The organism is Stenotrophomonas sp. YJH_SMC_12-1 (assembly GCF_059370935.1).
Genome location: NZ_JCAFUD010000003.1, coordinates 37,753 through 50,772, shown reverse-complemented (window position 1 = coordinate 50,772; position 13,020 = coordinate 37,753). Strand labels below are relative to the sequence as shown.

Below are 13,020 nucleotides of genomic sequence, written 5' to 3'. Positions count from 1 at the left end.
GCACTGCTTCGCAAGCGCCCCAACGCACAGCCGCCAGCGGCTGGGCCGGGCCCCGGAGGGGGACTTGCAGCGTCCCCCGAAACCGGACCCACCCCGCCATCCCACGGAACGCACGCTGTTGCTGTTGCGTCTGATGTTGCCGGCCAGCGGCCGGCACTACCGCGGGTGCAGGGCGCAGCCCTGCCGATACCACCTAAAGCACTGGCACGTCGTACGCGGTGCCGGGATCCGGTTCGGGCTGCAGAGTGTAATGCCACCACTCCTGCGGATAGTTGACGAAGCCACGGCGCCCCATCGCCTGCACCAGCTGCTGGCGGTTCGCCTGCTGCACAGTGCTCAACCCGCTCGTCCGGGTATGCGCGCGCGGGCCGAAGAAATCGAAGTCGGTGCCCATGTCCAGCGGCGTGCAGGCGCCAGTGCGGCAATCCAGCAGGCCAAGATCAACCGTGGCGCCACGACTATGGCCAGAGCGCTCGGCGATGTAGCCGTCGGCCAGCAGCCGTGGCTTGTCCAGGTCCGGGTACTGCTGTGCCTTGCGCGAGAGTTCGCGCGGATCGTTCACCCAGGCCATGAAGGCCTGCACCGAGCGCACCGGCCGGTAGCAGTCGTAGAGGCGCAGGCCAAAGCCCTGCGCGCGCAGATTCTGTTCTACCTGCGCCAGCGCTTTCGCCACGGGCGCCAGCAGGTAGCAGGACGGCGCCTCATAACCGGGCACGCGCGCGCCGGTGAAGTTGTTGGCATTGGCGTATCGGATGTCCATGTCGATGCCTGGCGACAACGTGCGGATCTCCACCAATCCGGCGCTGGCCGCATCAGTGGCCGGCGAAACGCGCGGTGGCTCAGCGGCGTTGGCGGTCGCCGCCAGGGCAGTCGCCAGTACGAGTGAAATGCAGGTCCTGGAAGTCATAGCTGAAGTCGATGTCAGGATCGATGGCGCGCAGGTCCAGTGTCGGTGCCGGGCCCTCGCCCGGCTGCAGCCACGCCTGCGCCTCGTCACCCAGCGTATCCCAGCGCAGAAGCCAGCGCCCCTGCAGTTGCAGCACGGCCGCTTGCAGCCTGGGCGACTTGTCCACGCTGAAGCGCAGGCCATCCTTGCCCGGGCACAGCGAAGCCGGGCCCAGCCAGGGGTCGGAGTAGCGGCCCTGCCAATGCGGCAGGTCATTGCCGCGTGCCGGCTGTGCGGCGGTGGTCGCTGGCCGTTGATGGCCAGATGCTGACTGCGCTGCCCGGTCAGCCTTCAGTTCGGCCAGGTACTCCATCGCAGGGCGCGCATCGTCTGGTGCGGTGAAGCGCTTCAGTGTGGCCTGCAACAGCGCCGTGCGTGCATCCTCGCCTTCGCCGTTGATCAGCATCACCACGCCGACCCTGCGGTCAGGAAGCAATGCCAGCGACGAGTACATGCCCGACAACGTGCCGGTATGCGCCACCTTCCACTGCCCGTCCATGTCCGACACCCGCCAGCCATATCCATAGCCGTAGAAATGCGCGTTGTCCCAGCGCCGCTGGCGTTCACCCAACGGCATCGGCATGTGCAGGGTCCACAGCGTGCGCCGCTGCTCGCTGCCCAGCCAGTCCGGCACCAGCGCGGGATCGAGCAGCACCTGCATCCAGCGTGTCATGTCGCCCAGCGAACAACGGATGCCTCCCGCCGCCATCGAGGGCAGGTCCGGGCTGATCGCAGCATCGGCGTTCACCACCTCGTTGCGTTCACCACGCCAGGCATGCGGCTGTGCCACGTTGCCCACGCGTTTCACCGACCACGCACCCACCTGGCAGCGCGTCATGCCCAGTGGTTCGAACACCTGCTCGCGCATCAGCTGGTCATACGGCTTGCCACCCGCTGCCGCCGCCACTTCGCCGGCCACCACATACATCAGGTTGTCGTAGGCGTAGTGACTGCGGAAGCTGCTGACCGGCTTGAGATGCGCCAAGCCGGCGATGATGTCGGCGCGGGTGAACGCGTTCGGCTCCGGCCACAGCATCAGGTCCCCGGCGCCCAGGCTAAGGCCACTGTTGTGGATCAGCAGGTCGCGCACCTGCATCTGCTCGCCCACCCACGCATCATGCATGCGGAAACCCGGCAGGTGTCGCTGCACTGGATCATCCCAGTGCAGCTTGCCCTGCTGCACCAGTCGCGCCAGAAGCGCTGCGGTCATCGCCTTGCTGTTGGAGGCGATCTTGAACAGCGTGTCCTCGTCGATGCGGCCGCCGTCACCGCGCGCGCCGGCCGCGTGGCGATAGACAACCTGCCCATTCTCGACCACCGCCAGCGCCAGCCCGGGCAGATGCTCGGCCCGGACCACGGTGGCGATGTCGGCCTCGATGGCTGCACTGTCGACCGACGAAGCGGACGCTGCGGCCAGTGCCGCCGCGAGGATCAGCAGGTGGTGCATGCGGGCAGCCCCTCCATTGCCCGCGCCGTCACGGTGGACGGCGCGGATCGTGGCCTCAGAAGTTCCAGGTCACCACCAGCTGGGTGTAGCGCGGTGCCTGCCAGCGCGTACCGGTAGCGAACGTCGCCTCGCGATACTGGCCGGGCTGCGCCTCGTAGCGCTGGTGCACGTTGATGGTCTTCTGGTTGTTGAACAGGTTGTACACCGACAACCGGGCGCTGAGGTCGATGCCCTCCACCGGCAGGCGCCAGGTCACGTTGGCGCCCATGGTCCAGGTCCACGGCAGGCGACCAAACGCGCCGCGCGGGCTGTACTCGAACTGGCGCTGGTTGTACGGGCCCGAACAGTTGGCCACGCACAGCCAACCGGTGCCACCACCACTGCCTTCACTGGACGTGCTGCCACCGGCGATGGAGTCGTTCGGCCACATCACGCCGTAGGCGGTGATCGGGCCACCGGACTGCACCTGCAGCGTGGTGCCGAACGACCACTGCTTGTTCAGCGCATACGCGGCACGCAGCTTGAACTGATGGCGGAAATCGTTGAACAGAACACCATAGCGTTCATTGGTGGCCGGGTGGTCCCAGAACTGCACCATGCCGGTGTCGCCGTAGTTGGTATCGGAGTTTACCGGGCCTTCGAAGTTGCCCTCGCTCTTCGACCACAGGTAGGACGCGTTGAACATCCACTTCTCGTCCCAGGCGCGGTCGATCTGGAACTCCAGCGCCTTGTAGGTGCGCTTGGGCTTGGAGTAACCGATCACCTCGCCACTGCCGCCCTTTCGATAACCGCTGTTGGCAGTGTCGATGGTGATCCAGCCTTCGTTGGCGCAACCGATGCTCTTGTCGCCCCAGATCGTCAGATTCTCGCCCGGGTTGGCGATCGGCCACAGCGTGCTGGGGGTCGGGCCGCACGGGGTGTAGTTGATGCGGATGTCATCCAGCGCGCGGGTCATGCGCCGGTAGGTGGCATTGACGCCCCACGACCAGGCCTGGTTGATCATGTTCTGGAAGCCCAGGATGTATTCGTCCTGGTAGACCGCCTTCAGGTCGCGGTCCACGCTCTGGCGCAGGTCGGCACCGCCGGTGTTCATGCGGGTGTCGGTCGGCCCGATCTGCTGGCCGACGATCGGTGCCATGTACGGCGAACCGGTCGGCGAGGTTTTCTGCTCCCAGCCGTTCAGCACGTAATAGCTGTATTCGTCGGTCAGGCCACCGGCGAAGTTCACGTTGATGTTGTTGGTGACCGGCAGGTAGTAACGGCCGGCGTTGCCGAACAGCTTGGTGCTGCCATCACCGCGCATGTCCCACGAGAAACCGACGCGTGGCGCGATCAGGTCGTCCATCTTGATGAACGCCTTGCCGGCGGCGGTGCGGTTCTCGAAGCGGTCCCAGCGCACGCCGAGGTTCAGCATCAGGTTCGGGGTGATGTTCCAGATGTCTTCCAGATAGAAGGCATTGGCCTCGGTCTCGAAGGTGCCGCCGGAGCGGCGGTTGCGAGCGCGCAGCATCTCGGTGACGCCAGCCGGTACGTAGGCGTTGGCGCCATCCCACACTTCATCGCCGGGGCGCGCCACGTAGGCGGTGTAGCTCAGCTCGGTCGGTCCTGGATAACGGGTGGACTGCTTGGTGGTCATCAGTTCGCGGTCGACACCGAAGCGCAGCAGGTGATCACCGAGCTGCCATTCGAAATCCAGGCGCGCGACATCGCGGGTGTCATCGCGTTCGGCCACCGCCGCGCCGGTCGGGTGGCAGCCCGCGCGCAGCCCCTGCAGCTTGCCCAGCCGCGGGCCGTAGGTGCTGTCGGTGAACACCGGGCTGCAGGCCTGGTCCAGCGACGAATTGGTGAAGGCACGCTGCTTGTTCTGGCCGACCATGGCGCGCGCGGTGAAATTCTGGCCGAAGTGGCCGGTGTAGGTGGCCGACCAGTTGCGGCCGCCGGTCTCGGTGACCGAGTCACCGCCCCAGGAACCGATCCGGTCCGCATTCCAGTTGTAGCCGTACGACGCGTTGGTGACATCGCCCTCGTCGGAGAACGCCAGCAGCGCCAGGCTGTGGTTGTCGTTGATGTTCCAGTCCAGCTTGGTGCCCCAGAAGCCGTTGCCGGAGTCGTTCTTGAACCAGGTACTGCCATCGGACGAGGTGTTGTGGCCCTTGTCGCTGCGGTCCTCGTACATCGCGAACAGGAACAGCTTGTCCTTGACGATCGGCCCCGAGCCCCAGACGTTGGTCTTCAGGAACGAGTTGTTGTCGCGGCTTCCGTAGGAATGCGGCGTGCCATCGCGGTGGAAATGATCGCCGCCACTGGCGCGCCACGCACTGGGCTCGGCGGTGACTTCAACGCCGCCTTCGAACTCGTTGCTGCCCGAACGGGTCACTGCATTGATCACGCCACCGGTGGAGCGGCCGAACTCGACCGAGTAGCCACCGGTCTTGACCTGGAATTCCTTGAAGAAGGCGAACGGCGCGGTGCTGAAGCCACGACGGGTATACATGTCGGTGACATTCAGGCCGTTGATGAAGACCGCATTCTCGGCCACCGATGAACCGGCGAACGACAGGCCTCCGAATGACGAGTTGCCGCCGACCACGCCCGGCGCCATCAGCGCGACCGCGGACAGGTCCTGCGCCACCGGCAGCCGCGAGATCTCCTGGCGGTTGATGTTGAACGAGGTTTCGGTGGAGTACACATCCACGCGGTTGACCACGCGGGTGCCAACCACCTGCAGTGCATCCAGGTTGGTGACACCGCCGCCGCTGCCCAGGTTGACCGTGGTGGTACCGCCGACGGCAACGCTCACCGATACCTGGTCGCCCAGCTTCTGGCCATCGCGGCTGAGCTGCAGCTGGTAGTCGCCCACCGGCAGCTGGCCGAGGCGGTAGCTGCCATCGGCGCCTACGGTGACGGTACGGGTCAGGCCGGTGCTGCTGCTGACCACGGTCACCTGGTCACCGGCGGTTGCACGGCCGGCGACTGCACCGCTCACGTTCTGTGCCATCGCGATGCCGGGCAGCACTACGCCCAGACACGCCCCGAGGGCGACGCACAACGCCGCCCGCTTGATGCTGTAAGCCTTCATCCCCTGCTCTCTCCTGCAAGAATTGAATGGTGTGGAATGCGATGTGTCGCGCTAGCGTTGCCTGGCTGGCAGTACCCGCCACTGGAAGTCGTAGGTCCATTGGTCGAAGTACAGGTTGCCGCCTGCCCACTCGGCCTCGCCGCGCTGCGAGTCGACCGTTTCCGAGCGGAAGTGCTGCTTGGCCGGCACCAAGGGCTGGCCGAAATCGTCGTTGAAAGCAATGCGGTAGCCGTCGAGGCCACCCAGATAGAAATCGCGCAGGGCCGGCACATCGCTGGCAAGCGCGCCGGTGGTCACGTCCATCGGCAACCAGCCGTATGGCGCCAGGTAGACCTGTCCCCAGTCATGCAGGTTGTTGTAGCCGCTGCCATCGTCGGAGAACACCATGCCCGACTGCCAGCGTGCAGGAATGCCGTTCATGCGCAGCAGCGCGATCAGCAGCAGGGTCTGCTGCCCGCAATCCGCATGGCCGGCGCGCAGCGCGTAATCGCTGATGTTGCTGAGCGTCGAGTATTCGCGCGCACCGGCCCATGGAATGCGGTCCACGGCGGCAAACAGCTTGCGCACCACTTCATAGGGGCGCGTCTCGCCCTGCAGCACCTGGTCGGAGAACAGCTTCAGCGCCGGGGTGAAGCGCACATGCGGCAGCTGCTCGACCAGATAGGGCTTCAATGCGGGATCATTCGGGGTGGCCAGCACCTTCGCGGGATCGATCGCAGTGTGTCGCGCGAAGACCGTTACTGCATAGCGGATCTCGAACCGGGTCGTCTTGCCGGCTACGGCCTTGGCTTCCAGGTAGGCGGTGCGCTGCAGGGTACTGGCCGGTGCCACCCGTGCCTTGGCCGGGGCGCTGCCCAGCCACTGCACCTGTTCCTGCTGGCCCGGGATCTCACGCGGGTATGGAATCCAGGCGCGTACGGTTTCACCCGCCGGGACGGCATCGGCTTTCACCGTGAGCGACTGGGTGAACTCAATGCGCTGCGGCAGTACGGACGCCTGGCCACTCTGTTCGGCTGCGGCAAGCACGCGCGCGTGGTGCGCGTTGAGCACTTCGTTCGGGCCCGGCGGTGACATCGGTGCATCCGCGCGGCGGCGTGCGCGTGCTTCGTCACTGAGCAGGAACAGGTTCGACGGTGCGCGCTTGAAATACCAACGCGTGCCATCGATATCCAGATGCTCGATCAGGCCGAGCTGGTCCCAGCGCGCGAATTCCTCGTCGGTCAGGTCCGGAATCCAGCGACGCACGGCAGACTTGGCGGCGGATTCATCGAGGGAAAAATCCAAGCGGATGCGGCGCATGCGCTCACGCTGGAACGTGCCTTCGGCAGCATCGCTCCCGGTCGCCAGCAGCGCATCGGCGTCGCTGAAGCGGCCGCTGTCGATCAGGTCGATCACCTGCGTTTCGCGCGCACGCTGCTGGCTGCTGCGCCCGTCTGCCGCCTGCGTGGCCGACGCCCACAGCAGCAGCGCGGCACACAGGCCGGCAGCAGCAGGCAGACGCGGTTTGCGAACGGCAGGATCCACAGCGACACTTCCCCAGCGCGGGTGGTAACGGCTGTGTAACACGGGCCGGGATGCCGGTCAATAATTTATTCTTGCTTTCGATGCCAAAAGGAATAAATATTCCAACAGGCATTCGAGGAGGGTGTGCACCGCATGAGCCTGGCTTCCCGCGAACCGCACCGGCGTTGGCCGCGCCGGTTGACCCTGGCCCTGTGCCTGCTGGCCGCACCGGCCTTTGCACAGGCGGCACCACCGCCCGACCCGGGTGCGCCGCTGCCCTATGTGATCGGCCTGCACGAGGCCTACCTCACCCCGCAGTACTGGGCCGCGCGCCTGGACAACGCTGATGCGCCGATTCTGGATCGCGCGCAGATCGAGGCGCAGAACGCGCGGATGCGGGCGCAGGACAGCCATATCCAGGACATCGCCACACTGCCCGCCCAGCTTGATGCGGCGACGGTGCGTGCCAGCATCAGCGCGCTGTCCAGCTGGCCCACGCGTGCACTGTTCAACGAGACGGGCCAGGCCATCGCCCCCGCGCTGCGCAGCGGCATCGAAGCCAACCTCGGCCTCGATGCGATTCCTGCCCAGGTGGCACCGGCCTATGGGCTGGTGGTGAAGCGCGCGGCACTGCGTACCTTCCCCACCCGCGAGCGCGTCTTCAGCACCGCCGGTGACACCGACATCGACCGCTTCCAGGAATCGGCGCTGTTCCCCGGCGACAAGGTCGCGGTGGTTCACCGCAGTGCCGACGGCCGCTGGCTGTTCGTGCACAGCGAGCGCTACAGCGCGTGGATCGAAGCCGACGCCATCGCCAGCGGCGACAAGGCCACGGTGCTCGGCTATGGCACGAAGGGCCCGTACCGCATTGTCACCGGCGCCACCGCGCAGACCGCCTACACCCCGGAGGAACCGCGCGTATCGCGCCTGCAGTTGGACATGGGCGTACGCCTGCCGGTGCTGGCCGACTGGCCCGCTTCAGAACCCGTGAACGGCCAGCAGGCGCATGCCTCGTGGGTGGTGCAGCTGCCGGTGCGCGAGGTCGACGGGCGTCTGAAGCTCGTACCGGCGCTGCTGCCGCGCTCGCAGGACACCGCCGCCGACTACCTGCCACTGACCCCGCGCCTGCTGCTGCAGCAGGCCTTCAAGTTCCTGGGCGAACGCTACGGCTGGGGCCATGACTACGACACCCGTGACTGCAGCGGGTTCGTCTCCGAGATCTACCGCAGCTTCGGCGTGCTGCTGCCACGCAACACCAGTGCACAGGCGGTCAGCCCGGCACTGGATCGCCTGCCGTTCACCGACAAGGTCGGCAAGGCCGCGCGCGACCGTGCGGTCAGCGAACTACAGGTCGGCGACCTGGTCTACATCCCCGGCCACGTGATGATGGCCATTGGCCACGTCGACGGCCGCACCTGGGTGATCCACGATACGGCGGGCGGCAGCTGGTTCGGTGCCGACGGCAGACGTGTGCAGGCCCATCTCAATGGTGTTTCGGTCACGCCGCTGGAGCCGATGATGGCCAGCGATACCGTCCGCTACATCGACCGCATCACCAACATCCAGCGCCTGCGGGCCAAGACCCCCTGAATGAAGATCACTGCCATCGAACTGGGCATGCTGCGCGTGCCGCTGAAGACGCCGTTCAAGACTGCCCTGCGCACGGTGGAAACCGTGGAAGACGTGGTCGTACTGATCCGCACCGACACCGCCAACACCGGTTACGGTGAAGCCCCGGCCACCGCGGTGATCACCGGCGATACGCACGGCTCGATCATCGAAGCGATCCGCCACTTCATCGCCCCGCGCCTGATCGGCCAGGACGTGGTCAACCTCAACCATCTGTGCACGCTGGTGCAGACCGCGATGGAGCGCAACACCAGCGCCAAGGCAGCGGTGGAGATCGCGCTGTACGACCTGTGGGCGCAGCTGCACGGTGCGCCGCTGTACCAGATGCTCGGTGGTGGCGACCCGGTGATCACCACCGACATCACCATCAGCGTGGACTACATCGACAAGATGGTGGCCGATTCGCTGTCGGCGATCGAACGCGGCTTCGAGTCGCTGAAGATCAAGGTCGGCAAGGACATCGGACTGGACATCGAACGGGTCAAGGCGATCCATGCCGCCGTGGAAGGCCGTGCCCTGCTGCGACTGGATGCCAACCAGGGCTGGACCGCCAAGCAGGCGGTGCATGCGATGCGTACGCTGGAAGAGGCCGGCGTGGTGCTGGAGCTGCTGGAGCAACCGGTGAAGGCGGCTGACATCAGCGGCCTGAAGTACGTCACCGATCGCGTCAACACGCCGGTGATGGCCGACGAGAGCGTGTTCAGCCCGAGCCAGGTGATGGACCTGATCCAGCAGCGCGCGGCCGACATCATCAACATCAAGCTGATGAAGACCGGCGGCCTGTCGAATGCGATCCGCATCGCCGACATCGCCGGCATCTACGGCGTGCCGTGCATGATCGGCTGCATGATCGAGTCGAGCATCAGCGTGGCCGCAGCCGTGCACCTGGCCGTGGCCAAGAGTGATGTGATCACCAAGGTTGACCTCGACGGTCCCTCGCTGGGCCAGTTCGACCCGGTCAGCGGCGGCGTGCATTTCAACGAATCGGAGATCAGCATCAGCGACGTGCCGGGGCTGGGCATTACTGAGGTGCGTGGGCTGGAGATGCTGGGGTGATCTCTGCCCTGCGGCTGACGTTGCGTGCCACTGACGCTGGGTCGCGCGTTACTTTTCTTTTCGCGAAAGGAAAAGTAACCAAAAGAAACGCTCCCCCGGCCGCGAGCCGACGTGCTGCGCACGTCGGTGCCCTGCGCTCCTCGGTCCGCCGAGGGACGGCGCGGAACTCGCTGCGCTCAGACACCCGCGCCTCTTCGCCCTCGCCGGACCTGCGGTGCTCGGCTCGCTTGAAGGCGGACTCAACGTCAAAGGCAACAACTGCATCCCGTAACCTCTTCGCGGCTGGAACCCGCCCGACCCATTCCATGGCACGCTCTACGCTGCCAACCGCAACGCGCCTACACATGCCCGGACACCCCGCATGCCGCCCCTGCTGAAGATCCGTTCCGAGCGCGGGCAGATGTCGGCCATCGAGCGCCGCATCGCCGACTTCATCCTCGACAACGCCCACCTGCTGCGCGACTACTCGTCCCAGCAACTGGCCAGCGCGCTGGGCATCAGCCAGTCCAGCGTGGTGAAGTTCAGCCAGAAGCTCGGCTTCAAGGGCTACCCGGACCTGAAGTACTCCATCGGCCAGGATGTCGCCCGTGCTGGCGCCGATCCGCAGCAGGCCCCCAGCGAACCCGACAGCGGCGACGACTACCTGCGCCTGGGCGACACCCTGCGCCGCAGCAAGGCGCAGGCCGAAGAGGAAACCCGCCAGGCCAACCCGCGCAAGGAGATCGAGCGCATCGTGCAGCTGCTCGACGGCGCGCCGAAGCTGTTCGTGTACGGCCTGGGTGACGACGGCCTGTTCGCGCGCGAGTTCGCCATGCGGCTGTCGCTGCTCGGCCTGCTGGTGGTGCCGCATACCGACCCGATCCTGATGCTGGCCAACCTGTCGGCCGCGCGCCCCGGTGATGCGCTGCTGGTGTTCTCCGAATTCGGCAACCTGCCTCAGCTTTCGCAGCTGTCGCGCCAGTTCCAGGACATGGGTGGCAAGGTGATTTCCATCACCCGCCATACCGCCAACCCGCTGCGCGCGCATGCTGACGCAGCGCTGGTGGTGTGCGCGCACGAGCGCACGCCGCAGGTCGCGCAGCTGCTGTACCGTAGCGCCATGCACGCCCTGCTCGATTTCCTGTTCGTGCTGCTCTGCCACACCAATCCGGACCGCCAGCAGCAGCTGGCGGTGAACCTGGAGCGGATCGACCACCTGCTGGATTCCTGACCGGAGCACCTGTTGATGAAATCCCTGGTCCGTCTCGCTACCGCTGCACTGCTGCTTGCCGCGGCGGCATCCGTCCACGCTGCGCCGCTGCAGGGTGCGCGCCAGCTGATCGTGGTCACCAGCGAAAGCTGGGACAGCACACAGGGCCAGCTGCAGGCCTACGTGCGTGATGGCAAGGGCTGGCACGCACATGGAGAGGCGTTCCCGGTGGCACTGGGCCGCACCGGCAGCGCCTGGGGCCTGGGCCTGCACCCGGCGCAGGCCGATGGCCCGCAGAAGCAGGAAGGCGATGGCCGCAGCCCGGCAGGCGTGTTCGCGCTCGGCAGCGCGTTCGGCTATGCCGTCACACGACCAGGCACGGCCATGGCCTACCAGCCGATGCTCGAAAGCAGCTACTGCATGGATGTGTCCGGTTCGCCGTTCTACAACCGCATCGTCGATGAGAAGAAGGTCGGCAAGGCAGCTGTGGAAGGCTCCACCGAGCCGATGCGGCTGGATCTGCACAACAGGGGCGACGTGCGTTACCAGGAAGGCTTCGTGATCGCCCACAACCCGGACAACCAGCCCGGCAAGGGCAGCTGCATCTTCGCGCATCTGTGGCGCCAACCCGGTGAGGCCACGGCCGGCTGCACCGCCATGCCGCAGGCCCGCATGCAAGCCCTGCTGGACTGGTTGCGGCCGCAGGATGCGCCGCGCTTCGTGCTGCTGCCGCGCGCCGAGTACACGCGCCTGCAGGCCCAGTGGCAACTGCCCGCACTGCGCGGAGACGCCCGTTGAGCGCGCAGGACGAACCGCAGCTGCAGCGCGCGGTCAGCCGCTGGCAGATCGTCGGCCTGTCGATCAACGATGTGATCGGCAGCGGCATCTACCTGCTGCCGGCCGCCACCGTCGCCCTGCTTGGCCCCTTCAGCCTGTGGGGCGTGGTCGCTGCCGGCATCGTGGTCGCCCTGCTGGTGCTGTGCTACGCGCAGGCCGCCAGCTATTTCGACGAGCCCGGTGGCAGCTACCTGTATGCACGCGAGGCGTTCGGGCGCTTCGCCGGGTTCGAGATCGGCTGGATGATCTGGCTGACCCGCATCAGCTCGGCGGCCGCACTCAGCAACGCGCTGGCCGATGCGGTCGCGCGTTTCTGGCCGTGGGCCGGTGCCGGCATGGGGCGCATCGCGGTGATCGTGGTGTCGCTGGGCTTCCTCACCGGCGTCAACATCATCGGCGTGCGCTCGGCCGCGCGCACCGGCGTGGTGCTGGTGATCGGCAAGATGTTGCCGCTGCTGCTGTTCGTGGCCATCGGTGCGTTCTATATCGACCCGCAGCTGGCCTTCTCCGGCCAGCGCCCCGACCCGCACGACCTGCAGCGCATGGGCGAGGCCGCGTTGCTGCTGCTGTACGCCTACGCCGGCTTCGAGAACATCCCGGCCGCCGCCGGCGAGTACCGTAATCCGCGTCGCGATATTCCGTTCGCGCTGATCACCATGATCATCACCGTCACCGTCATCTACGGCGCGGTGCAGGTGGTGGCACAGGGCACGCTGGCCGGCCTGGCCAGCTCGGCCACGCCGCTGGCCGATGCCGCTGCCGGCTTCGGCGGCGAAGCACTGGCGCTGATCCTCACCGTAGGCGCGACCATCTCCATCCTCGGCACCAACAGCAACACGATGATGATGGGCCCACGCTTCCTGTTCGCACTGGCCCGCGATGGCTATGGGCCGAAGATCCTGGCGCAGGTGCATCCGCGCTTCCACACCCCGGCCGCATCGATCCTGTGCCAGGGTTTGATCGCACTCGGCCTGGCCCTGTCCGGTTCGTTCGTGCAGCTGGCCCTGCTGTCGATGACCACGCGCCTGTTCGCCTACATCGGAACGGCCGCTGCGGTACTGGTGCTGGCCAAGCGCTATGCGGACCGGCCGGGCGCACTGAAACTGCCGGGTGGCCCGCTGATTCCGGTACTGGCGCTGCTGCTGTGCCTGGCGCTGTTCGCCAGTGCCAGCTGGCAGAACATCGCTGCTGCGCTGGTGGCGTTCGCCATCGGCGCGGTGATCTACAAGCTGCCGCGAAAAGATGCCGACGCCGGATGACCGATAGCGCCGGGCCATGCCCGGCGGATTGATCTGGTGATCACGCTGCCGGACCGGGCCGTTAACCGCCACACA

At 66.5% G+C, this 13,020-nt stretch carries 9 protein-coding genes; 5 read left to right on the top strand and 4 right to left on the bottom strand.

Annotated elements, in window-relative coordinates:
- Positions 1 to 193 precede the first annotated feature (193 nt).
- Genes AC5P8Y_RS06410 through AC5P8Y_RS06395 form a run of 4 tightly spaced genes read right to left on the bottom strand, consistent with a single transcriptional unit; the run spans position 194 to position 6,996 of the window.
- On the bottom strand, positions 194 to 907 hold the full coding sequence (locus tag AC5P8Y_RS06410) for a M15 family metallopeptidase (RefSeq protein ID WP_495201864.1): 714 nt from the start codon (positions 905 to 907) through the stop codon (positions 194 to 196).
- Positions 840 to 2,393 (bottom strand): serine hydrolase domain-containing protein, encoded by a 1,554-nt coding sequence (locus AC5P8Y_RS06405; protein WP_111108538.1) that lies wholly within the window; start codon positions 2,391 to 2,393, stop codon positions 840 to 842. The genes AC5P8Y_RS06410 and AC5P8Y_RS06405 overlap by 68 nt, the downstream gene beginning before the upstream one ends.
- Before the next feature lie 55 nt (positions 2,394 to 2,448).
- Entirely contained in the window at positions 2,449 to 5,472 is a 3,024-nt protein-coding gene (locus AC5P8Y_RS06400; protein ID WP_111108539.1) for a TonB-dependent receptor, read from the bottom strand.
- A 51-nt stretch (positions 5,473 to 5,523) separates the two neighbouring features.
- Positions 5,524 to 6,996 (bottom strand): transglutaminase-like domain-containing protein, encoded by a 1,473-nt coding sequence (locus AC5P8Y_RS06395; RefSeq protein ID WP_111108540.1) that lies wholly within the window; start codon positions 6,994 to 6,996, stop codon positions 5,524 to 5,526.
- 132 nt (positions 6,997 to 7,128) lie between these two features.
- On the opposite strand from AC5P8Y_RS06395, the gene AC5P8Y_RS06390 reads away from it, so the two are divergent.
- The 5 genes from AC5P8Y_RS06390 (at position 7,129) to AC5P8Y_RS06370 (ending at position 12,945) form a co-directional block, all read left to right on the top strand.
- On the top strand, positions 7,129 to 8,565 hold the full coding sequence (locus AC5P8Y_RS06390) for a C40 family peptidase (protein ID WP_049433371.1): 1,437 nt from the start codon (positions 7,129 to 7,131) through the stop codon (positions 8,563 to 8,565).
- Complete coding sequence (locus AC5P8Y_RS06385) at positions 8,566 to 9,660, top strand: dipeptide epimerase (protein WP_033833650.1); 1,095 nt, start codon at positions 8,566 to 8,568, stop codon at positions 9,658 to 9,660. It abuts the gene before it with no gap.
- A 361-nt stretch (positions 9,661 to 10,021) separates the two neighbouring features.
- Positions 10,022 to 10,870: a MurR/RpiR family transcriptional regulator gene (locus AC5P8Y_RS06380; RefSeq protein WP_033833649.1), complete on the top strand. Its 849-nt coding sequence runs from the start codon at positions 10,022 to 10,024 to the stop codon at positions 10,868 to 10,870.
- A gap of 15 nt (positions 10,871 to 10,885) precedes the next feature.
- Positions 10,886 to 11,647 (top strand): L,D-transpeptidase family protein, encoded by a 762-nt coding sequence (locus tag AC5P8Y_RS06375; protein WP_033833648.1) that lies wholly within the window; start codon positions 10,886 to 10,888, stop codon positions 11,645 to 11,647.
- Complete coding sequence (locus tag AC5P8Y_RS06370) at positions 11,644 to 12,945, top strand: APC family permease (RefSeq protein WP_005407814.1); 1,302 nt, start codon at positions 11,644 to 11,646, stop codon at positions 12,943 to 12,945. Before AC5P8Y_RS06375 ends, AC5P8Y_RS06370 begins: the two co-directional genes overlap by 4 nt.
- Positions 12,946 to 13,020 lie beyond the last annotated feature (75 nt).

What these genes read in the sequence shown, in the direction of transcription:
- AC5P8Y_RS06410 (WP_495201864.1), bottom strand. Translation starts at nt 907, where the DNA reads ATGACTTCCAGGACCTGCATTTCACTCGTACTGGCGACTGCCCTGGCG.
- AC5P8Y_RS06405 (WP_111108538.1), bottom strand. Translation starts at nt 2,393, where the DNA reads ATGCACCACCTGCTGATCCTCGCGGCGGCACTGGCCGCAGCGTCCGCT.
- AC5P8Y_RS06400 (WP_111108539.1), bottom strand. Translation starts at nt 5,472, where the DNA reads ATGAAGGCTTACAGCATCAAGCGGGCGGCGTTGTGCGTCGCCCTCGGG.
- AC5P8Y_RS06390 (WP_049433371.1), top strand. Translation starts at nt 7,129, where the DNA reads ATGAGCCTGGCTTCCCGCGAACCGCACCGGCGTTGGCCGCGCCGGTTG.
- AC5P8Y_RS06385 (WP_033833650.1), top strand. Translation starts at nt 8,566, where the DNA reads ATGAAGATCACTGCCATCGAACTGGGCATGCTGCGCGTGCCGCTGAAG.
- AC5P8Y_RS06380 (WP_033833649.1), top strand. Translation starts at nt 10,022, where the DNA reads ATGCCGCCCCTGCTGAAGATCCGTTCCGAGCGCGGGCAGATGTCGGCC.
- AC5P8Y_RS06375 (WP_033833648.1), top strand. Translation starts at nt 10,886, where the DNA reads ATGAAATCCCTGGTCCGTCTCGCTACCGCTGCACTGCTGCTTGCCGCG.